The 22,014-nt window shown below is 66.4% G+C and carries 19 protein-coding genes; 6 read left to right on the top strand and 13 right to left on the bottom strand.

The annotated features are described in order from the left end of the window. Position 1 precedes the first annotated feature (1 nt). The 5 genes from asnB to K5K93_RS19740 all read left to right on the top strand — a co-directional run bounded on the left by asnB (position 2) and on the right by K5K93_RS19740 (position 4,849). Complete coding sequence (gene asnB, locus K5K93_RS19720; protein ID WP_222388859.1) at positions 2 to 1,945, top strand: asparagine synthase (glutamine-hydrolyzing); 1,944 nt, start codon at positions 2 to 4, stop codon at positions 1,943 to 1,945. 66 nt (positions 1,946 to 2,011) lie between these two features. Continuing rightward, complete coding sequence (locus K5K93_RS19725) at positions 2,012 to 2,572, top strand: NAD(P)H-dependent oxidoreductase (protein WP_033831525.1); 561 nt, start codon at positions 2,012 to 2,014, stop codon at positions 2,570 to 2,572. 213 nt (positions 2,573 to 2,785) lie between these two features. Next, a complete protein-coding gene (locus K5K93_RS19730) occupies positions 2,786 to 4,216 on the top strand; it encodes a replicative DNA helicase (protein ID WP_025876786.1) in 1,431 nt (476 codons plus the stop codon). 163 nt (positions 4,217 to 4,379) lie between these two features. Beyond that, a complete protein-coding gene (locus tag K5K93_RS19735) occupies positions 4,380 to 4,592 on the top strand; it encodes a hypothetical protein (protein ID WP_025876788.1) in 213 nt (70 codons plus the stop codon). Then, a complete protein-coding gene (locus K5K93_RS19740; protein WP_222388862.1) occupies positions 4,589 to 4,849 on the top strand; it encodes a hypothetical protein in 261 nt (86 codons plus the stop codon). The genes K5K93_RS19735 and K5K93_RS19740 overlap by 4 nt, the downstream gene beginning before the upstream one ends. Positions 4,850 to 4,877: 28 nt before the next feature. Here the strand turns inward: K5K93_RS19740 and K5K93_RS19745 are convergent, their stop codons facing one another. From K5K93_RS19745 to purB, 7 genes are all read right to left on the bottom strand, one after another. Further along, a complete protein-coding gene (locus tag K5K93_RS19745) occupies positions 4,878 to 5,288 on the bottom strand; it encodes a hypothetical protein (RefSeq protein WP_222388864.1) in 411 nt (136 codons plus the stop codon). A gap of 163 nt (positions 5,289 to 5,451) precedes the next feature. Continuing rightward, positions 5,452 to 6,888: a dihydrolipoyl dehydrogenase gene (gene lpdA, locus K5K93_RS19750; protein WP_222388866.1), complete on the bottom strand. Its 1,437-nt coding sequence runs from the start codon at positions 6,886 to 6,888 to the stop codon at positions 5,452 to 5,454. Positions 6,889 to 6,951: 63 nt separating this feature from the next. After that, entirely contained in the window at positions 6,952 to 8,151 is a 1,200-nt protein-coding gene (sucB, locus tag K5K93_RS19755) for a dihydrolipoyllysine-residue succinyltransferase (protein ID WP_025876796.1), read from the bottom strand. A gap of 39 nt (positions 8,152 to 8,190) precedes the next feature. Then, on the bottom strand, positions 8,191 to 11,022 hold the full coding sequence (locus K5K93_RS19760) for a 2-oxoglutarate dehydrogenase E1 component (RefSeq protein ID WP_222388869.1): 2,832 nt from the start codon (positions 11,020 to 11,022) through the stop codon (positions 8,191 to 8,193). Positions 11,023 to 11,208: 186 nt separating this feature from the next. Beyond that, positions 11,209 to 12,111: a GNAT family N-acetyltransferase gene (locus K5K93_RS19765; RefSeq protein WP_222388872.1), complete on the bottom strand. Its 903-nt coding sequence runs from the start codon at positions 12,109 to 12,111 to the stop codon at positions 11,209 to 11,211. Positions 12,112 to 12,114: 3 nt separating this feature from the next. Further along, positions 12,115 to 13,512, bottom strand: coding sequence for a cupin domain-containing protein (locus tag K5K93_RS19770; protein ID WP_222388875.1), 1,398 nt, complete (start codon positions 13,510 to 13,512; stop codon positions 12,115 to 12,117). Positions 13,513 to 14,176: 664 nt separating this feature from the next. Next, positions 14,177 to 15,544, bottom strand: coding sequence for an adenylosuccinate lyase (gene purB, locus K5K93_RS19775; protein WP_222388878.1), 1,368 nt, complete (start codon positions 15,542 to 15,544; stop codon positions 14,177 to 14,179). A gap of 300 nt (positions 15,545 to 15,844) precedes the next feature. On the opposite strand from purB, the gene K5K93_RS19780 reads away from it, so the two are divergent. Next, positions 15,845 to 17,284, top strand: coding sequence for a class II fumarate hydratase (locus K5K93_RS19780; protein WP_222388880.1), 1,440 nt, complete (start codon positions 15,845 to 15,847; stop codon positions 17,282 to 17,284). A gap of 81 nt (positions 17,285 to 17,365) precedes the next feature. Here the strand turns inward: K5K93_RS19780 and K5K93_RS19785 are convergent, their stop codons facing one another. The 6 genes from K5K93_RS19785 to K5K93_RS19810 form a co-directional block, all read right to left on the bottom strand. Next, positions 17,366 to 17,791 (bottom strand): hypothetical protein, encoded by a 426-nt coding sequence (locus K5K93_RS19785; RefSeq protein ID WP_093819044.1) that lies wholly within the window; start codon positions 17,789 to 17,791, stop codon positions 17,366 to 17,368. 107 nt (positions 17,792 to 17,898) lie between these two features. Next, positions 17,899 to 18,501 (bottom strand): YggN family protein, encoded by a 603-nt coding sequence (locus tag K5K93_RS19790; RefSeq protein ID WP_222388882.1) that lies wholly within the window; start codon positions 18,499 to 18,501, stop codon positions 17,899 to 17,901. 30 nt (positions 18,502 to 18,531) lie between these two features. Beyond that, positions 18,532 to 19,416 (bottom strand): DUF2807 domain-containing protein, encoded by an 885-nt coding sequence (locus K5K93_RS19795; protein ID WP_222388884.1) that lies wholly within the window; start codon positions 19,414 to 19,416, stop codon positions 18,532 to 18,534. Positions 19,417 to 19,439: 23 nt separating this feature from the next. Further along, positions 19,440 to 20,465, bottom strand: a complete 1,026-nt coding sequence (locus K5K93_RS19800) for a hypothetical protein (RefSeq protein ID WP_093819047.1) — start codon at positions 20,463 to 20,465, stop codon at positions 19,440 to 19,442. Continuing rightward, on the bottom strand, positions 20,462 to 21,352 hold the full coding sequence (locus K5K93_RS19805) for an ABC transporter ATP-binding protein (protein ID WP_222388885.1): 891 nt from the start codon (positions 21,350 to 21,352) through the stop codon (positions 20,462 to 20,464). The genes K5K93_RS19800 and K5K93_RS19805 overlap by 4 nt, the downstream gene beginning before the upstream one ends. Next, positions 21,352 to 21,711, bottom strand: a complete 360-nt coding sequence (locus tag K5K93_RS19810) for a GntR family transcriptional regulator (RefSeq protein ID WP_012511573.1) — start codon at positions 21,709 to 21,711, stop codon at positions 21,352 to 21,354. Before K5K93_RS19810 ends, K5K93_RS19805 begins: the two co-directional genes overlap by 1 nt. Positions 21,712 to 22,014: the final 303 nt, after the last annotated feature.

Genomic DNA, 22,014 nt, shown 5'->3' on the forward strand with positions numbered 1-22,014 from the left:
CATGTGTGGATTGGCGGGTATGTTGTTGCCGGCGGCGCAGACGCCGGCCGAGGTGCTGCAGGCGCAGGCGCTGGCCATGGGCCAGGCGCTGCACCATCGCGGGCCGGATGACGGCGGTACCTGGGTCGATGCCGCCGCTGGCATTGCCCTGGCCCACCGGCGCCTGAGCATCCTCGACCTTTCACCGCTGGGCCACCAGCCGATGGCCTCGGCCGACGGTCGCTATGTGATGGCCTACAACGGCGAGGTCTACAACTTCGCCACGCTGCGCGCCGAACTGGAGCCACTGGGGCATGCGTTCCGTGGCCATTCCGATACCGAGGTGCTGTTGGCCGCGATCCTGCAGTGGGGCGTCGAGGACACCCTGCAGCGCGCCAACGGCATGTTCGCCATCGCCCTGTGGGACCGCCAGGAACAGTGCCTGTGGCTGGCCCGCGACCGGGTCGGCAAGAAGCCGCTGTACTACGGCTGGGCCGGTGATGCCCTGGTGTTCGGCTCGGAGCTGAAGGCGCTGTGGCAGCACCCGGAGTTCGACAACGATATCGACCGCGATGCGCTGACGCTGCTGCTGCGGCTGGACTACATCCCGGCACCGCACAGCATCCACCAGCGCTGCTACAAGATGATGCCCGGGCGCGTGCTGCGGCTGGATGCGGCGGCGGTGGCGGCTGGAGCCAGCGCACATCGCCCTGAGCAGGCGCAGCGTCCGTACTGGGACGCGCGCGCGCGCATGCAGGCGGCACTGGCCGCACCGTTCCAAGGCCGTATCGAGGAGGCCGAGGAGCAGCTGGATGGCCTGCTGCGCGATGCCGTGGCGATGCGCATGGTCGCCGATGTGCCGGTAGGCGTGTTCCTGTCCGGCGGCACCGATTCGTCGCTGGTGGCGGCGCTGATGCAGGCGCAGAGCGGGCAGCCGGTGCACAGCTTCAGCATCGGCTTCAGCGGCTCGCACCACGACGAGGCACCGTTGGCCAGGGAATTGGCTACCCACCTTGGCTGTGATCACACCGAGCTGTATGTCAGTGGCGCCGATGCGCTGGCGGTGGTGCCGCAGCTGCCGGCAATGTTCGACGAACCCTTTGCCGATGCCTCGCAGGTGCCGACCGCGCTGGTCGCCCGCCTCGCCCGCCAGGGCGTGACCGTCGCACTGTCCGGCGATGGCGGCGATGAGCTGTTTTTCGGCTATACCCGCTATGTGCGTGCGCTGCGCAACTGGCAGATGCTGGGACGGGTGCCCGCGCCCCTGCGCCGCTGGATGGGTGCGCGTGCGCACCAGCAGGGCGAGGCGTCGCGCACCGGCGGGCTGGCCGCGTTGCTGGCTGAAACCGGCGCACGTGGCATCGGCGATGTGTATCGCAACCGCATCTCGCGCTGGCGCGATCCGGCGGCCGCGGTGATCGGTGCACGCGAGGCGGGCAGCTTCTACGATCTGGCCGATCCGCTGCATGGTGCCGGTACGCCGGCCGACGCGATGATGCTGGCCGACTTCGTCAGCTATCTACCCGACGATCTGCTGTGCAAGGTCGACCGCACCTCGATGGCGGTCAGCCTGGAGGCACGTGCGCCCTTGCTGGACTGGCGCGTGGCCGAGTTCGCCTGGTCGCTGCCGCTGGGCTTCAAGCGCAGTGAGTCGACCAGCAAGGTGCTGCTCAAGCGCGTGCTGGAGCGGTACGTGCCGCAGTCGATGGTGCACCGGCCCAAGCGTGGATTCGGCGCCCCGGTCAGTGATTGGCTGAAGGGCGACCTGAAGCCCTGGGCGGACGAACTGTTGCAGCCGGCGCGACTGGAACGCGAAGGCGTGCTGTCGGCCGCCGCCGTGCAGCCACTGTGGCAGCAGTTCCTGGGCGGCCAGCGCAAGTGGCACACGCATCTGTGGAACGTGCTGATGTTCCAGGCCTGGCAGGACCACTGGCGGCAGGTGCGTGCAGGCGTGAAGCGCGCTTGATCTTCACCGGCGCGGAAGGCCGCGGCGGCTAGGCTGGCCCTCCCGCACCGTGAGGAGTATGTCCTGATGTCCGTCCCCACCATTGCCGTATTCGTCGGCAGCCTGCGCAAGGACTCATGCAACCGCAAGCTGGCCCGCGCGCTGGAGAAACTTGCGGGTGACAAGGCGCGCTTCCAGTACGTGCAGATCGGCGACCTGCCGCTGTACGACCAGGATTTCGATGCCAGCTACCCGGCACAGGGCACGCGCCTGAAGGACCAGGTACGCGCCGCCGACGCCGTGCTGTTCGTGACCCCCGAGTACAACCGTTCCGTGCCGGGCGTGTTGAAGAATGCCATCGACATCGGCTCGCGGCCCTACGGCGACAGCGCTTTTGCGGGCAAGCCAGCGGCGGTGATCGGTGCTTCCATCGGCCAGATCGGCACGGCGGTGGCCCAGCAGCACCTGCGCAACAGCCTGGCCTTCCTGGACATGCACGTGCTTGGCCAGCCCGAGGCGTTCATCCACTTCAAGGATGGCCTGATCGATGCCGACGGCACGATCCACAACGAGGGCACGCAGACGTTCCTGCAGGGCTACGTAGACCGGTTCCTGGCCCTGATCGCGGTGCATGCCAAGGGCGATTGACGCCAGCAGCGGCGGTTACCATCTGCGATAATGGCCCGCTTCGGGCGTCGCAACGGGCCCGTCGCAGGCAATGCGACGCCCTTGCGCCAGTCTGGACAGGCTCAGGCGGATATCCCCCGTTCTTCCACGGCTTATCCACAGATTTGTCCATGGCCGCCGGGGTCGGCGCATGCCTACACTCGTCTGGCCCCTTTTTGCAGGAAACACCGCAGCATGTCCGCCCGTTCCGGCTTCCGTTCCAACCGCAGAGAGCGCGGCGATGGCTTCGATCGCGATCGCGATGAATCGCGTATCGACCAGTTGCGCGTGCCGCCGCATTCGGTGGAGGCCGAACAGGCGGTGCTGGGTGGCCTGATGCTGGCACCGGAGGCCTACGACCGGGTCAACGACCAGTTGACCGAGGGTGACTTCTACCGCCGCGATCACCAGATGATCTACCGGGCGATCCGCGAGCTGTCCGAGCGCGAGCGCCCCTTCGATGCGGTGACCCTGGGCGAGTGGTTCGAATCGCAGGGCAAGATGGAGCTGGTGGGCGATGGCGCCTATCTGATCGAACTGGCCAGCACCACGCCGTCGGCAGCCAATATCGTGGCCTATGCCGAGATCGTGCGCGACAAGGCGGTGCTGCGGCAGCTGATCCAGGTCGGCACCGACATCGTCAACGATGGTTTCCAGCCCGAGGGCCGCGACAGCAGCGAGCTGCTGTCCGCTGCGGAAAAGAGCGTATTTGCCATCGCCGAACAGGGCGCGCGCGGCCGTACCGACTTCGTGGCCATGCCCGGTGCGTTGAAGGACGCATTCGAAGAGCTGCGCAACCGCTTCGAGAATGGCGGCAACATCACCGGCCTGCCGACCGGCTATACCGATTTCGATGCGATGACTGCCGGCCTGCAGCCGACCGACCTGATCATCCTTGCTGCGCGTCCTGCGATGGGCAAGACCACCTTCGCCCTGAACATCGCCGAGTACGCGGCGATCAAGTCGAAGAAGGGCGTGGCGGTGTTCTCGATGGAAATGTCCGCATCGCAGCTGGCGATGCGCCTGATCTCGTCCAATGGCCGCATCAACGCCCAGCGCCTGCGTACCGGCCAGCTGGAGGACGAGGACTGGAGCCGGGTGACCGGTGCGATCAAGATGTTGAAGGAAACCAAGATCTTCATCGACGATACGCCGGGCGTGTCGCCGGAGATCCTGCGTTCCAAGTGCCGCCGCCTCAAGCGCGAGCACGACCTGGGCCTGATCGTGATCGACTACCTGCAGCTGATGAGCGTGCCGGGCAACAGCGAGAACCGCGCGACCGAAATTTCCGAGATCTCGCGTTCGCTGAAGGGCCTGGCCAAGGAACTGCACGTGCCGGTCATTGCACTGTCCCAGCTCAACCGCTCGCTGGAAACACGTACCGACAAGCGCCCGGTGATGGCCGACCTTCGCGAATCGGGCGCAATCGAGCAGGATGCGGACATGATCGTCTTCATCTACCGCGACGATTACTACAACAAGGAAAATTCGCCGGACAAGGGCCTGGCCGAGATCATCATCGGCAAGCACCGCGGTGGCCCCACCGGCTCGTGCAAGCTGAAGTTCTTCGGCGAATACACCCGTTTCGACAACCTGGCCCACGACTCGGTCGGTTCGTTCGAATAGCGCCGACGGCATTGCGGTAGCGCCGGGCCATGCCCGGCGGATCTGCTCCCCAGCGGCAGGTTTCATCGCCCCGCAACCGGGTTTCGTCGCAAACCGTTTGCGGGCGACAGGGCGGGGTAGCAACGTGGTTGCAGGCGGCGGGGTGCCGCCGAGGGAGCCTCTGATGAAGACCTTGTTTGCGCTTGGTGTCTGGTGCCTGCTGTTCGTGCTGTGCTGGCCGTTGGCGATCCTGGCGCTGGTCGCCTGGCCGTTCGTGTGGCTGCTGAGCCTGCCGTTCCGCCTGCTCGGCATCACCTTCTCGGCACTGTTCGCCTTCCTGCGCGCGCTGTTCATGCTGCCGGCACGCCTGCTGGGCGGCGGCCCGGTGACCGCATGAGGCCGCCCGTCATTGTGATGGTGGCGCTGCTGGTGGCGGCGCCCGCGTTCGGCAAGGAACCGCAGTCGGTCTACCTGGAGCGCGGGCATGATCCTGCTTTGGCCGCCACCGCGGTGACTGCAGAGGATGCGCCCAAGCAATCCTGCCGGGTGGTGAAGGAGTGGAAGGCCGGGGAAACGGTCGTCCAGCACCGCATCTGTGACGATCCGCCGAAGAGGGCTGCCGCCAAGCCGGCGCCGCGGCCGATGCAGCGTTGATCCGCCATCTGCCGGTACGGCGGCGGCTTCAGGATGAGGGTGCCGCGGCGGCCGGCGGTGCCGGGAACACCTGTTCGCGCAGATCGCGGTAGACCATGATGATGCGGCCACGCGGGCGCACTACGAATTCAACCTGCAGCGGCGAGCCGGCGGTGGCTGCCGCCGGATGGGTCACCGTGCAGGGCTGCTTGATCCCACAGCGCCGCAGGGATACTTCCAGGTTGCCATCGCTGGCCGTGCGCACATCCGCGCCGGGTGAGTGGAAGAGCGTCTCGGCAGGCACGTGGTAGCGGATCAGCACGTCGCCATCGCGTTGCGGCATCACTTCGACCGGCTGCACCTCGGCTGCGCGGTAGTCGGTTCTGGGTGGGGTGGCATTGCACCCGGCCAAGGCGAAGCCGAGCAGCATCGGCAGGCGGCAGAAGCGGGACAGGTGCATGATCGTACGACTCCATGGAAATCGGCGGCGGCCACAGCATTCCCTGGCCGGTTGCATTGGGCCGGGTTGCAGGCGGGCGGTCAAGCGGCCAACAAAAAACCCCGCCGAGGCGGGGTTTTTCGTATCCAGCAACGCTGGCCAGTGGCCGGCACTACCCGATGGCTCAGTTCGCCTTGTGGATCGCGCGCTTGCTCACGGCCATCGCCGCGTCGTGCACCACTTCCGACAGCGACGGGTGGGCGTGGCAGATCCGCGCCAGGTCGTCGGCCGAACCGCTGAACTCCATGGTCAGCACGCCTTCGTGCACCAGCTCGGACACGTTGGCGCCCACCAGGTGCATGCCCAGGATGCGATCGGTTTCGGCGTGGGCCAGAACCTTCACGAAGCCTGCCGGCTCGATCATCGCCACGGCACGGCCGTTGGCGGCGAACGGGAAGCTGCCGGCCTTGTACGGGATGCCTTCGGCCTTCAGCTGCTGCTCGGTCTTGCCGACCCAGGCCAGCTCCGGCTCGGTGTAGATGACCCACGGAATGGTGTCGAAGTTGACGTGGCCCGGCAGGCCGGCGATCAGTTCGGCAACCGCGATGCCTTCCTCGAAGCCCTTGTGCGCCAGCATCGGGCCGCGCACGCAGTCACCGACCGCCCAGACGCCATTGACGCCGGTGTGGCAGTGCGCGTCGACTTCGATCTGGCCACGCTCGTTGATCTTGACGCCGGTACCTTCGGCCAGCAGGCCCTTGGTGGCGGCGCGACGGCCGACGGCCACCAGCAGCTTGTCCACGACCAGCGACTTCTCGCCTTCGGCGTCGGTGTAGGTCAGGGCGACTTCCTTCTTCTTGCCCTTGCCGGTCACTTCGGCCTTGGAGACCTTGGCGCCCAGGCGGATGTCCAGGCCCTGCTTCTTGAATTCCTTGGCGGCGGTCTTGGCCACTTCGGTATCGGCCGCAGCCAGGAAGTCCGGCAGCGCTTCCAGGATGGTCACTTCCGAACCCAGGCGCTTCCACACGCTGCCCAGTTCCAGGCCGATCACACCGGCGCCGATCACGGCCAGGCGCGCCGGCACTTCGGTGAAGTCCAGGCCGCCGACGTTGTCGACGATGGTTTCGCCGTCGAACCTGGCGAACGGCAGTTCGATCGAATCCGAACCGGCGGCGATGATGACGTTGGTGCCCTTCAGCTCGACGACCGAGCCGTCATGCTGGGTGACCTTGACCACGTTGCCCGGCTGCAGTTCGCCGAAGCCGTAATAGGCGGCGACCTTGTTGGCCTTGAACAGCATGGCGATGCCGCCGGTGAACTGCTTGACGATCTTGTCCTTGCGGCCAACCATCGCTTCGACGTCCATCTTGGCATCCTTGAAGCTGATGCCGTGGTCGCCAAAGATGTGGCCCATGTTCCAGAACTGGCGCGAGGAATCCAGCAGCGCCTTGGACGGGATGCAGCCCACGCGCAGGCAGGTGCCACCCAGGGCCGGCTTGCCGTCCTTGCCCAGCGCTGCGTCGATGCAGGCGGTCTTCAGGCCAAGCTGGGCCGCGCGGATGGCAGCGTGGTAACCGGCCGGGCCGGCACCGATGACGACGACGTCGAATTGTTCAGCCATTGAAATAGTCCTTGTTGCATTACCAGAACCCCTCCGCGCAGGCGCGGAGGGGCGGGAGGTCTCTTACAGGCCGAACAGCATGCGGCCCGGGTTTTCCAGCTGGTTCTTGATGTCCACCAGGAACTGCACCGAGTCCTTGCCGTCGATGATGCGGTGATCGTAGGACAGCGCCAGGTACATCATCGGCGCGATCACGACCTGGCCGTTCTGGGCGATCGGGCGCTCCTTGATGGCGTGCATGCCCAGGATGGCGCTCTGTGGCGGGTTGATGATCGGGGTCGACAGCAGCGAACCGAAGGTGCCGCCGTTGGTCACGGTGAAGGTGCCGCCCTGCAGTTCTTCCAGGCTCAGCTTGCCGTCACGGGCCTTCTTGGCGTAGTCGGCGATGGTCTTTTCGATGTCGGCGAACGACATGCGCTCGACGTTGCGCAGCACCGGCGTGACCAGGCCCTTCTCGGTCGACACGGCGATCGAGATGTCCGAGTAGCCGTGGTAGATGATGTCGTCGCCGTCGATGGAGGCATTGACCAGCGGGAAGCGCTGCAGCGCGTTGGCGGCGGCCTTCACGAAGAAGCTCATGAAGCCGAGCTTGATGCCGTGTGCCTTGACGAACTCGTCCTGCAGTTCCTTGCGCGCCGCCGACACCTTGGACAGGTCGACTTCGTTGAAGGTGGTCAGCATGGCGGTGGAGTTCTTCGACTCCATCAGGCGCTCGGCGATGCGCTTGCGGATGCGGGTCATCGGCACGCGTTCTTCCGGACGTGCGCCACCGGCCTTGCCGGCGCCGCCGTTGCGGGCGAAGTTGACGATGTCTTCCTTGGTGACGGCGCCGCGACGGCCGGTGCCGTCGACGTCGGCCGGGTTCACGCCTTCGGTGATGGCGGTGAAGCGGGCGCCCGGCGGCAGCGCGTCGGCAGCCGACTTGGCAGCCGGGGCCGGGGCAGCGGCGGCGGCCGGAGCAGCAGCGGCCGGAGCGGCCTCAGCCTTCTTCTCTTCGGCAGCCGGGGCCGGTGCAGCAGCCACGGCGCCTTCTTCGATGATCGCCACGACCTGGCTGGAAGTGACGGTGTCGCCTTCCTTGAACTTGATTTCCTTGATCACGCCATCGACCGGCGACGGCACTTCCAGGACGACCTTGTCGGTTTCCAGGTCAAGCAGGTTTTCGTCGCGCTTGACGGCGTCGCCCACCTTCTTGTGCCAGGTGGCGATGGTGCCGTCGGCGACGGATTCGGGCAGTACCGGGGCTTTGACTTCGGTGGCCATGCGGGAGCTTCCTGGTTTGTCTTCTAAATAGGGGGAGAGTTATTCAGCGAACGAGTCGTTGAACGGGTTGACCAGTGCATCGGCGACCAGCTGCTGCTGTTCGCGGACGTGGTCAGCCATGTGACCGGCAGCCGGCGAAGCCGAACGTGCGCGACCGGCGTAGTGCAGGCTCTGGCCATCGGCCAGGCAGAACTGCAGGTGGTGGCGGATCTGGTACCACGCGCCCTGGTTCTGCGGTTCTTCCTGCGTCCACACCACGTCGGTGGCCTTGCCGTACTTCTTCAGTTCGGCAGCCAGCAGCGCACGCGGGAACGGATACAGCTGCTCCACGCGGATGATCGCCACGTCGTCCTGGCCACGCTTGGTCTGGTCTTCCAGCAGGTCGTAGTAGACCTTGCCCGAGCACAGCACCACGCGCGTGACCTTCCTGGCATCTGCATTGGCATCGCCGATCAGGTGCTGGAACTCGCCATTGGCCAGCTCGTCCAGGGTCGACACGGCCAGCTTGTGGCGCAGCAGCGACTTGGGCGACATCACCACCAGCGGCTTGCGGGTGGTCAGGTGCTGCTGGCGACGCAGCATGTGGAAGGCCTGCGCCGGGGTCGACGGCACCACCACCAGCATGTTCTCCAGCGCGCACAGCTGCAGGAAGCGCTCCAGGCGCGCCGAGCTGTGTTCCGGGCCCTGACCTTCATAGCCATGCGGCAGCAGCAGGGTCAGGCCGGAGATGCGGCCCCACTTTGCTTCGCCGGCGGCGATGAACTGATCGATCACCACCTGGGCGCCGTTGGCGAAATCGCCGAACTGGCCTTCCCAGATGCACAGGGTGTTCGGATCGGTGGTCGAGAAACCGTACTCGTAGGCCATCACTGCTTCTTCGCTGAGCAGCGAATCGATGACGGTGGCCTTCTCCGGCGAATCCACCAGCTGCCGCAGCGGCAGGTAGTAGTTGTCGGTTTTCTGGTCGTGCAGGATCGCGTGGCGGTGGGTGAACGTGCCGCGGCCGACGTCCTGGCCGACCAGGCGCAGCGCACTGCCTTCGTCCAGCAGGGTGGCGTAGGCCAGGTTCTCGGCAAAGCCCCAGTCGCCCGGGATCTCGCCGGCAGCCATCTTGCGGCGGTCGTCGTACACCTTGGACACGCGCGAGTGCAGCTGCACTTCTTCGGGCACGGTGTTGATCAGCTTGGCCAGCGCGACCAGCTTGTCCTTGTCGACCTTCGTCGACACCGGATCGGACAGCTTGCCTTCCAGCAGCTTGGGCCAATCAACGAACAGCGGGCTGGTCGGCGGGGTCTTTTCGACCTTGGCCAGCTCGGTGGTCACTTCACCGGCATCGAGCTTCTCGCGGTACGCATCGACCATCGCCTTGCCGGCGCCGGCGGCGATCACGCCTGCCTTTTCCAGCTGCTCGGCGTACATCTCGCGGGTGGTGGCGTGCTTGCGGATCACCTGGTACATCAGCGGCTGGGTGATCGCCGGCTCGTCGGCCTCGTTGTGGCCCCAACGGCGGTAGCACATCAGGTCGATGACCACGTCCTTGGCGAACTTCTGGCGGAACTCGAACGCCAGCTGCGCGGCGAACACCACCGCTTCCGGATCATCGCCGTTCACGTGCAGCACCGGGGCGGCAATCATCTTCGCCACGTCGGTGGCATAGCGCGTGGAGCGCGTGTCCTGCGGATTGGAGGTGGTGAAGCCGACCTGGTTGTTGACCACGATGTGCACGGTGCCGCCAACGGCGAAGCCGCGGGCCTGCGACATCTGGAACAGCTCCATGACCACGCCCTGGCCGGAGAAGGCCGCGTCGCCGTGGATCAGGATCGGCATCACCTGCTTGCGTGCGGTGTCCTTGCGGCGTTCCTGGCGCGAACGCACCGAGCCGGCAACCACCGGGTCGGCGATTTCCAGGTGCGACGGGTTGAACGCCAGGGCCAGATGCACCGGGCCACCCTCGGTGGCCACGTCGGCGGAGAAGCCCATGTGGTACTTCACATCGCCGGCCGAGGCGTGCTCGTCGTGCTCGAACTTGCCTTCGAATTCGTCGAACAGCTTGCGCGGGTTCTTGCCGAGGGTGTTGACCAGCACGTTCAGGCGGCCGCGGTGGGCCATGCCGATCACCACGTCCTTGACGCCATCCTTGCCGGCGCTGCGGATGATGGTGTCCATCATCGGGATCAGCGAGTCGCCGCCTTCCAGCGAGAAGCGCTTCTGGCCGACGTACTTGGTGTGCAGGTAGCGCTCGAGGCCTTCGGCGGCGGTCAGGCGCTCCAGCGTGCGGCGCTGGGTGTCAGCGTCCAGCTGGTAGTTGCCACCGGCCAGTTCCAGCTTCTTGTAGATCCACTGGCGCTGCTCGACCTCGGAGATGTGCATGAACTCCGCACCGATCGAACCGGTGTAGGTCGCCTTCAGGCGCGCCAGCAGGTCACGCAGCTTCATGCGCGGCTGGCCACCCACGCCGCCGGTGCTGAACTCGCTGTTGAGGTCAGTATCGGACAGGTTGTGGAAGGGCAGGCCGAGGTCCGGGGTGTTGACCGGCGCGGCCAGGCCCAGCGGGTCCAGGCGGGCGTCCAGATGACCACGCGAACGGTAGGCGGTGATCAGACGACCGACATTGCGCTCGCGCTCATCGCCTGCACCGGTGCCGGTGCCTGCTTTCAGCGCATCCTTGGCCGCGTCCGCAATGTGGGAAATGACGGCCGAGTGCGGAATGTCGCCCGCTTCGCGGCCCTTGAAGCCGTCGAAGTAGGTTTTCCATTTGGGATCGACACTATCCGGGGAGACCAGGTACTGCTCGTACAGGTCCTCGACATAGGAGGCGTTGCCGCCGGCGAGTTGCGAAGATTGCGCAAACTGCTTCAGTTGATTGTCCACGATGGAGGGTGCTGATTCGCTTTGTGGGGTATGGCTTCAGAAGGACCCGGCACGAAGATGAATAGCCATGCACGGGCGCGTTCAAACGGCCAAATTGTACCCCCATCCGGACACGAAGGGGCAGCGACGAGGGCATCGGGCGTCCCCCGGTGTCGGTCCCAGACAGGTTGAGCGCACCGGTCGCAGTCAGATGCCGAGTGCGCGCAGTTCGCTGCATTCGCGCGAACGGTCCCAGACACGCTGCAATTGCTGCTCGAACGGCTGCGAACGTGCCGGCAGCGCGATTGCCGATTCGCCGTCGAGGCGATGGCCGATGAGACGAAAGTAGAAGTCGCCTGCATCGTTGAGCAGGCAGGCCGAGGCCAGGGCGCGATCGATCGGATCGGCGACCTCGCGGAACTGGATCACACTGGGAAGGCGCTGGAACAGCGCCAGCAGCGGCGCACCGGCGCTGGCGATGGCTGCGGCGTCATGCACGATCACCCGCAGCTGCTTGTCGTGACGGGCGGTGACGAAGCGGCGCAGGGCTGCCTGTACCGGTGGCGCGTCCAGCAGGCCGGGGTCCAGCTGCCGGCTGTGCAGCCACAACCGGCGGCGGGCGCGATGGATGATCGCCGTGGTGATCGCCACCGCTTCGGCGCGGCTGTCGATGGCGGAAACGGCCTGCAGCCGGCGCCGCATCTGCTGGTGGCCGATGCCGGCTTCTTCGAATTCGGGGCCATCAGGAAGGAACCCCTGGCGGGCGTAGAAGTCGCGTGCCGGCAGCTGCGCATGCAGGTGCAGCTCGGCCAGGCCGAGCTCGCGCCCGGCCTGCACCAGTGCCTCAAGCAGGGCCTCGCCAATGCCGTGGCCGCGATACGCCGCCAGCACCGCCATGCGGCCGATGCGGCCATCCGGCGCCAGCCGCCCGGTGCCGACCGGCTGCCCGTCGGCATCCAGTGCCAGCACGTGGGCACAGACCGGGTCCAGGGCATCGCGTTCGAGGGCGGCGTCGATGCCCTGTTCCTGCACGAACACCCGCTGGCGCACGTCGTGGATGGCGACGTGGGCCTCGGCGTGACGGACCTGCTGGACCCGCAGCGGGCTCATGGCTCAGCCGCGGTCAGCGTCGCTGTCGTCCTCGTCGTGGTCATCGAAGTTGACGATCACTTCAATGCCGTCGTCGTGCACGGTCACCAGATGGACGTCATCGGACATCGAGTCAGCCTCGATCACCTCGACCTGCTCGTGGCCCTCGATCACTTCACCCAGCACCTCTTCCTCCTCGTCGGCGTACACCTCGTTCGGATCGATCAGCTGGAACACGCCGCCGACCAGCAACTGCTGGACCACCGCACGGCCCTTGTCGGACAGGCCGCGGTAGGCGGCGGCGTCGAGCTGCTCGGCACCTGCCAGGCGCTGCGCGTCCTTGACCGGCAGGGCGAAGTCCTGGCCACTGACATACAGGCTGGCACCGCGCTTGGCCCGGCGCCAGGCCAGGCGCGCCCACGGGTGGCGCTGCAGCAGCAGGCCCGACTGCAGGGCCTCCAGCACTTCTTCCTGCGGCGGCGCGGCCTGGTGGGCCATCACCTCGCCGGCGGCGCGGTAGGTGGTGATGAAGCGGCCGAACCAGTCACCCAGCTTGTCCGGATCGTTCATGCGGATGGCGTTGAGCGCGGTGATCACCCGCGCCATCGCCACGGTGTCGATTTCGTTCGGGTCGGCCGGCGCCTTCAGGTCGGCGTCCTGGTAGCGGATGTTCTCGTCGGCGTCGGCGATCAACGTGTCCAGGTAGTCACTGATCAGCTCGGCCGAAGACGGTGCGCGCATGCCGAACGAGAACGTCAGGCACGGGTCTTCGGCAACGCCGTGATGCGGCACGTTCGGCGGCAGGTACAGCATGTCGCCCGGCGCCAGCACCCAGTCATGGGTCGGCTTGAACACTTCCAGCAGCTTCAGTTCCACGTCGGGGCGGAAGCCCAGCGGCGGGCGCTTGCCCTTGATCGATTCACTGGCATCGATCTGCCAGCGGCGGTGGCCGTGGGCCTGCAGCAGGAACACGTCGTACTGGTCGACATGGGCACCGACCGAGCCCCCGGTAGCGGCGAAGCTGATCATCACATCGTCCATGCGCCAGCGCGGCAGGAAGCTGAAGTGTTCGATCAGGGCGCGCACATCCTTGTCCCATTTGTCCACGTCCTGCACCAGCAGGGTCCAGTCGTGGTCGGGCAGGGCGGGGAAGATCTCTTCCTGGAACGGGCCGCTGCGCACGCGCCAGCTGTCCTGGGCCTTGTCGTGCTCGATCAGGCGGGCCAGCACGCCCTCTTCGCAGGCCAGGCCGGCCAGGTCTTCCGGCTGTACCGGGGTCTGGAAATCCGGGAAGGCATTGCGGATCAGCAGCGGGCGTTTCTGCCAGAAGTCACGCAGGAAGGTGGCCGGTGCCATGCCCAGCGGCTGGCCGCGGCGGGCGGTGACTTCGATCAGGGGAGAGGAGGACTTGCGGGCGGCCATGGGGGAGTTCCTTGCAGCGGAAAGCGGGAGGGGCGGCGTGGCGGGCCGCCAAGGGCTCCATTGTCCGACGTTCGATGGGATTGCGCACGTGTGCTGGTTTGTCGCGGGGTGTCCGGCCAACGGCGGAGCCCCTCGTGGCGGTCAGGCTCACAAGCAAAAGCCGAGCTTGGCCGGGCGGGTGGGCCATGCAGGGGACGCTGCAAGTACGTCCCTGTAAGCTCGATGGCGCCATCCATGGCGCCAACGCCCCTGCATGGCCCACCCGCCCGGCCCCTGACAGTTTCCTGCGGGGTCCGCCACGGAATGGAAGAAGAAAATCAAAGGCAACAGCGGGTCGCGCGCTGCGCTTGCTTCGCCCTGCCTGCGCCATAAACAAAGAGGGACGCGGCGAAGCCGCGTCCCTCTCTCAATTCCGTCCCGACAACCCAACGCTCTTCGATCCGTCACCGGGAATCTGTCAGAGGTGGGGCGGGTTGGGTTCGCGGGACCGTTGGCGCCATGGATGGCGCCATCGAGCCCCCAGGGACGGGTTTACGGCGTGTCCCGCGAACCCAGCCCGCCCCGCCAAACACGGCAAAAACCCAGAGCCGCTTTTGACGTTGCTTTTGACGTTGCTGTTGCCTGCCGCAGGCAGCGCCCGCGGCCGCCGCCGCAAGGAAAACCCTTAAATCTTCTTCGCCAGCGACTCGGCCAGGCCGGTGTAGCTGCCCGGGGTCATCTCCAGCAGACGCTGCTTGGCATCGGCCGGCAGCTCCAGCCCCTGCACGAAGGTGCGCATCGACTCGGCCGTGATGCCCTGGCCACGGGTGAGCGCCTTCAGCTGCTCGTACGGGTTCGGCAGCCCATGGCGGCGCATCACCGTCTGCACGGCTTCGGCCAGCACTTCCCACGCCGCATCCAGATCGGCGTCCAGGCGCTGCGGGTTCACTTCCAGCTTGCCCAGGCCCTTGGCCAGCGAATCCAGCGCCACCTGGCTGTGACCGAACGCGGTGCCCAGCGCGCGCAGCACGGTCGAATCGGTCAGGTCACGCTGCCAGCGGCTGATCGGCAGCTTCGCGCTGAAATGCTCGAACAGCGCGTTGGCGATGCCGAAGTTGCCTTCGGCGTTCTCGAAATCGATCGGGTTGACCTTGTGTGGCATCGTCGACGAACCGACTTCGCCTTCCTTCAGGCGCTGCTTGAAATAGCCCAGTGAGACGTAGCCCCAGATGTCACGGGCCAGGTCGATCAGGATGATGTTGGCGCGGCGGGCGGCATCACCGATCTCGGCGATGTTGTCGTGCGGCTCGATCTGGGTGGTGTACGGGTTGAACACCAGGCCCAGCCCGGTCACGAAGCGCTCGGCGAAGGCCGGCCAGTCCACATCCGGGTAGCTGGCGATGTGCGCGTTGTAGTTGCCGACGGCGCCGTTGATCTTGCCGGTCAGTTCCACCGCGGCGATCTGCCGGCGCTGGCGCTCCAGGCGGGCGACCACGTTGGCCAGCTCCTTGCCCAGCGTGGTCGGCGAGGCGGTCTGGCCGTGGGTGCGCGACAGCATCGGCTGGCCGGCCTGGGCGTGGGCCAGCGTGCGCAGTGCAGTGGCGATGCCGTCCAGGGTCGGCAGCAGCACCTCGCGACGGGCCTGTTCCAGCATCAGGCCGTAGCTGAGGTTGTTGATGTCTTCGCTGGTGCAGGCGAAATGCACGAACTCCAGCGCCGGCGCCAGCTCGGCATCGTCCTTCAGCTGTTCCTTGATGAAGTACTCCACCGCCTTGACGTCATGGTTGGTGGTGCGCTCGATCTCCTTCACGCGCGCGGCCTGGGCTGGGCTGAAGCCGCTGGCCAGTGCACGCAGGCGGGCGATGGCAGCGTCGGAGAACGCGGTCAGCTCGACGATGCCCGGCTCGGCGGCCAGGGCCAGCAGCCACTCCACTTCGACCGTGACACGGGCCTTGATCAGGCCGTACTCGGAGAAGATCGGGCGCAGGGCGTCGACCTTGCCGGCATAGCGGCCATCGAGCGGGGACAGGGCGAGCAGGGGGGATTCGGACATGTCGGCAGGGCTGGGACGAGCGGCGGGGCCGATATTCTACGATGCGTGGCCTTCGCATGCTCGGTAGCGCCGGGCCATTCCCGGCGAAGGGGGGGCCGCGCTGCGCGCGCGCCGGGCGCGGCCCGGCGCTACCCGGCGCTACCCGTTCAATCGGTCCTGCGGATGAAACGATCTGGCCGGTCCTCGCCATCCCACGCTGCGGACAAGGGAGTATCGTTGTCGTAGCCGCCAGCCCGGGAAGCGACACCCTGCCAGCCGCCGCTTTCCTTTCCCCAACTGAAGTAGTGCGGAGTTGATGCAATGAGCAAAGCTGCAAGCAAGAGTGCCTCCAAGGGGTTCCGGATCGAGCACGACAGCATGGGCGAGCTGCAGGTGCCTGCCGACGCCCTGTGGGGCGCGCAGACCCAGCGCGCTGTACAGAATTTCCCGGTGTCGGGCCAGCGCATGCCGCGCGGTTTCATCCGTGCGCTGGGCCTGGTCAAGGGCGCTGCCGCCGGCGTCAATGCCGAGCTGGGTCATCTGCCGAAGACCGTGGCCAAGGCCATCCAGTCTGCCGCGGCTGAAGTGGCAGACGGCACGTGGGACGCGCAGTTCCCGATCGACGTCTACCAGACCGGCTCGGGTACGTCCTCGAACATGAATGCCAACGAGGTCATCGCCACCCTGGCCAATCGCGCCGGCAAGGCCGGCAAGACCACCGTGCACCCGAACGATCACGTCAACCAGGGGCAGAGCTCCAACGACGTGATTCCAACCGCGCTGCGCGTGTCGGCCGTGCTGGCCACCCATGAGCAGCTGCTGCCGGCACTGGTGCACCTGCGCAGGACGCTGGACAGGAAGGGCCGCAGCCTGCGCAAGGTGGTCAAGACCGGCCGCACCCATCTGATGGATGCGATGCCGCTGACCTTCGAGCAGGAATTCGGTGCATGGTCGGCGCAGCTGGCCTCGGCCCAGGAGCGCATCGAAGACAGCCTCAAGCGCGTGCGCCGCCTGCCGCTGGGTGGTACCGCCATCGGCACCGGCATCAATGCCGACCCGCGCTTTGGTGCGCAGGTTGCCAAGGCGCTGAAGCAGCAGACCGGCTTCAAGTTCGACAGCGCCGAGAACAAGTTCGAAGGCCTGGCCGCGCAGGACGATGCGGTGGAACTGTCGGGCCAGCTCAATGCGCTGGCGGTGGCCCTGATCAAGATCGCCAACGACCTGCGCTGGATGAACGCCGGCCCGCTGGCGGGCCTGGGCGAGATCGAACTGCCGGCACTGCAGCCGGGGTCCTCGATCATGCCGGGCAAGGTCAATCCGGTGATCCCGGAGGCGACGGTGATGGCCTGCGCGCAGGTGATCGGCCACCACACGGCGATCACCGTGGCCGGCCAGACCGGCAACTTCCAGCTCAACGTGACGCTGCCGCTGATCGCGGTGAACCTGCTCGATGGCATCGGCCTGCTGGCCAATGTGTCGACCCTGCTGGCCGACAGCGCCATTGCCGGCCTGAAGGTGCGCGAGGACCGTGTGGCCGAGGCGCTGGCGCGCAATCCGATCCTGGTGACCGCGCTGAACCCGATCATCGGTTACGAGAAGGCCGCAGCGATCGCCAAGCGCGCCTACAAGGAACAGCGCCCGGTGCTGGACGTGGCGCTGGAAGACAGCGGCCTGGCCGAAGCCGAGCTGCGCCGCCTGCTGGATCCGGCCGCGTTGACGGCCGGCGGCATCCAGGCCGGTGGCGGTGGTGCCGGCGGCTGATCGAGCGGTGTGCGGGCCGAGGTCCGCAGCCACCACAGGCGAGAAGGAAGAACGCCGCCCGGGAGGGCGGCGTTGTTCGTTTCAGCGACGGTCGGCGACGATGTTGCCGAAGGTCTCGGTGTAATCCTTGAACTCGGGAATGGTCTGCACCAGGTCCGGCGGAATCACCTGCATGCCCTCTGGCGGCACGATCTTCACCGGCTGCATGTCGGGGTCGGCCGGTGCGGCCACCAGCGTGTTCTGGCGCAGTACCTGCAGCTTGCCGAACATCGTCTGCAGCATCTGCTTCTGTTCGGCGTTGAGCGGGATCAGGATCTCGTCGATCTTCATCTGCCCGTCGGGCAGGATGATGATGTTCGGTGCCGGCTGGCGGCGAACGGTCACGATGCTCTCGCTGACGGAAATCTTGGGTTTGCCACGCTCGGCGCGGTGGTTGCGGTAGTCCTGGTCACAGCCGACCAGGCCCAGGCAGAGCAGGGCGGCCAGCAGCAGAAACAGCTTTTTCATGGCGGTTCGATGAAGTGCATCCGGGGCTGCCATTGTAAGCCCGCCGGGGCGCTGCGGCCGGCAACGCAGGTGCGCGGCCGGCCGGGTGCGCTGATCTGTCACAGGGGTCAGCGGTTGACGACGGTGTCCTTGCCGCAGTCGTCCACATCGCTCTGGTCCATCGTGGCATAGGGCTTGAACGCCGGCAGCGAGGCAGCCAGGGCCTGCTGGCTGGCCAGCATGGCCGGCATGCGGTCGCAGATGCGCTTGGCCTGCGCCTCGATCTTGGCGGCCTCGGCGTTGATCCGTTTCTCAATGCCTTCGCTGTCACCGCTGAAGATGCCCTTCAGTGCTTCACCGGCAGCGTTGGCGCCGAGCTTGGCACCTGCCAGGCCGACATCCATGCCGTCCATCGCCACCGCCACCACGTGGCCGCGGTAATCCAGCAGCTGGCGACGTTGGCCATCGTCCAGCGCCACCGGCTTGCCACCGATCAGCAGCTGTCCCTGCGGAGTGATCTCCGCGCGTGGCTGGTTGTCGGCCGAGATCTTGATGTTGCCGTCGGCGATTTCCCTGCGGGCGTCATCCATCGCCTCCTTGACGGTCTGGCCGACGCCACCGGCGGTGTCGGCCACCGCCTTGCCGGCGGTCTTGTCGGGGCTGGAGGTGTCGCCACAGGCGATCAGTGGCAGGCACAGCAGGGCAGCAGGCAGCAGGCGCAGCAGGTTCATGGCATTCCCCTCGGATGGGATGGTTGGACGTTACTTGCCGCGCGGCAGGGTGATGGTGCCGGACACGTTGCGATGCTGTACATCGCCGCTGCCACTGCGCTCGACGGTGAGGTTGCCGCGCACGCCGTCGACATCGATGTCGCCCGAGCCATGGCTGCGCACGCGGACATTGCCGCCGACCTGCTCGATATCGAGGTTGCCGGAGCCGACCACGCCGACCTCGACGTTGCCCTGCACCTGCTTGAAGCCGATGTCGCCCGAGCCGACGGTATCCAGCCGCGCGTTGCCACGCACGTCGGTCACCTTCAGGTCACCGGAACCGACCGTGCCGACGCTGGCATCACCGCCGATGTTGCGGGCGTTGACGTCGCCCGAGCCCAGCGAGAGCAGGTTGAACGATGCGGCGCCATCGACGTCCAGGTCGCCCGAACCCACGGCGGCATGCACGCTGCCGCGGGTGCCGCGGGCGATGCCATCACCGGAGCCGACGTCCATGCTCAGCGACTGCGCGTTCTCGATGCTGCCATCGCCCGAGCCGATCTTGAACTGCAGCGGCAGGTTGTCCGGCACGCTGCCACGGATGTCCAGCCAGGCGTAGCTGTTACCCATCGACAGCGTGTCGCGGCTGTCGCGGCGCAGGCTCACCACCAGCTTGTCGCCTACGCGGCGCTGGTCCAGCACCAGCTGGTCCAGCCAGTCCTTGTTGGACGCGCAGGCACGGCCTTCGAGCTGGCCGCCACCGGCGCTGGCGACCACTTTCAGGTCATGCTGGTTGATCTCGAACACCACCGCTTTAGCACCGGCCGCGTCGATCTTCAACGTGCGCGGCGCGGAGAACTTGCAGTTCGGCGCATCGGCGGCCAGCGCCGACAGCGGCAACAGCAACAGTGCAGTACAGGCAATCAAGGAACGCATGGGTGGTGCCTCCAGGTTGGAGATCAGATTTCGCCAGCGCGCTTGCGCAGGCGGATGGCGATGAAGATGAAGGCCGCGCCGAAGGCCGCGCCGATCCACAGGTCGGGCATTGCCAGCGACTTCAGCTGCTGGGCAGGGGCCATCAGCGAAACGATGGAATCCAGACTCTTGTGTTCGTTGCTGGCGCCCAGGCGGTACAGCAGGTCCACGCCGGGAACGGTGCCCAGCAGCAGGCGGCCGACGATGTGCTGCCAGAACCAGCCGGTGCTCAGGTCGAACAGGTGCATCAGCTTGGTGGTGCTGACGATGATGCCGGCGAACAGCGGCAGCATCACCGCCCACAGGAACGGCTTGCTCTTGGCCCAGGCCGAGCAGAGCAGCAGCCAGCCGGCGGTAGGCAGTGCCCACAGCGCGTAGACCGGGATGGCGGCGAGCAGGCCGGCGGCAAGGGTCAGCGGGCTGGCCGGGCCCCAGATCAGGGTGGTGGGGCTGCCGCCATGGGTCAGCGCGACCAGGCTGATGATCAGCAGGAAGCCGAACATGGTGACGATGGCGGCCAGGGTGGCAACCAGCGGGGCCACGATCAGCGCGCTGAGCACTTTGGACAGTACGGTCTGGGTATCGGACAGCGGCAGCGACTTCCAGAACAGGATGCTGCGGTCGCGGCGGTCGTCGTACAGCGCGCCCAGGCAGTAGAAGAACACCACGAACGCCAGTACCAGGAAGGGCCAGGTCGAGCTGAGGATGAGGGTCAGGTCCAGGCCATTGCCCAGGTCAGCCATGTCCTTGGCGCTGATCTGGCGGGTCAGCAGGCCCAGATCCAGGCCGTTGATGTTCACGTCCTCGCCATCAATGTGCAGGCCGCCGTCGCGCGCGGCACGGTGCAGGGCGAACAGGCCCAGGCCGATGCCGATGCTGCTCATCAGCAGCGAGACGATGCCTGCGATCACCGGGGCATACAGGAAGCCACCGCGGTTTTCCCAGTACTCGCGCTTGAGCAGCCAGCGAAGGGTGCCTGCAGGGCTGACAGGATGGTTGACGGCATTCATGCGTAGGTCCCCTTCATGACAGCGACGAACAGATCGGCAAGGCCGGCGTTGCGGGTTTCACCCAGGCTGGCCAGCTGGCTGCGTGGCACCCCATCGAACAGCAGGACGGTCTTGCCGAAGGCCTGGCTGCGCTCGTCGATGGGCTTCAGTGCGCGGGCGGTTTCAAGCTGGTCGGCACCGACCAGCAGTTCGGTATAGCGCTCGCCGACCTCGTCCATTTCCGCATTGAGGACGATGCGACCATCGCGGATGAACATCACGTCGGTGAGGATATGCTCGATCTCTTCCACCTGGTGGGTGGTGACGATGATCGTCTTCTGCTCGTCGAAGTAGTCTTCCAGCAGGCGCTGGTAGAACTCCTTGCGGTACAGGATGTCCAGGCCGAGCGTGGGTTCGTCCAGCACCAGCACCTTGGCGTCGATGGCCATCACCAGGGCCAGGTGCAGCTGCACGATCATGCCCTTGGACAGTTCACGCACGCGCTGCTTGGGCTGCAGCTTGGTGTTGGCCAGGAAGCGTTCGCAGCGGGCGCGATCGAAGCGGGGGTGCACCCCGGCGACGAAGTCGATCGCCTCACGCACCTTCAGCCAGCGGGGCAGCACGGCGACATCGGCGATGAAGCAGATGTCGTTCATCAGATCGTCGCGGTGCACGCGCGGGTCACGGCCGAGCACGCTCAGTTCGCCTTCCACCGAGGTCAGGCCGAGTACCGCCTTCAGCGCGGTGGTCTTGCCGGCACCATTGGGGCCGATCAGGCCGATGATGCGGCCTGCCGGAATGGAGAAGGTGGCGTTGTCGAGCGCGAGCGTGTTCTTGTAAGCCTTGCGAAGGCCACGGGCGGTAATGACAGCGTCGCTTGGCACAGCGGTAGTGGGACTGGCATTCATCAGAATTTCCCCTGGGGCAACAATTCGTCGAGACTCAGGCCCAGTCGCTGGATGCGTTCCAGTACGGCCGGCCATTCTTCATTGAGGAAGCGTTCGCGCTCGCTGCTGCGCAGCTGCGTGGCCGCCTGTTCGGTCATGAACATGCCCAGCCCGCGGCGCTTCTCGACCAGGCCTTCGTCGGCCAGCTCCTGGTAGGCGCGCGAAACGGTGATGGGGTTGAGCTGGTAATCGGCGGCCACCTGGCGCACCGAAGGAAGGGCATCGCCCGGCTTGAGGATTCCGTCAAGCATCATGGCGATCACGCGTTCCTTCAGCTGGCGGTAGATGGGAGCGCCGTCGCTCCACTGGATGTCGCTCATATTCAGCTCCGTGGGGTCAGCGGCTGTGCGAACGAGAAATACGGCATGGACAGGGAGCTGTGCAGCCGACGCGGGGGGGAGGGGGAGGGAGCGGCATTCCCTGCCGTGGGTGCTGCTGCGTCCTGCGTACTGTCTTCGGAGAGGACGGGGGAGGACGCGGCCGGCGGTGCCGGCATGGCCAGCCAGACCAGCACGAACAGGGTTGATACCGCGGTGACCGCGGGGGCGGCAAGGCTGCGACGCATCCGGCTGTTCATGGTTCCCCCTGTCTCAGGTGACTGGTGTTGTATGCAACTATAACAC

The sequence above is a fragment of the Stenotrophomonas sp. DR822 genome, from assembly GCF_019793815.1.
Classification (GTDB): domain Bacteria; phylum Pseudomonadota; class Gammaproteobacteria; order Xanthomonadales; family Xanthomonadaceae; genus Stenotrophomonas; species Stenotrophomonas indicatrix.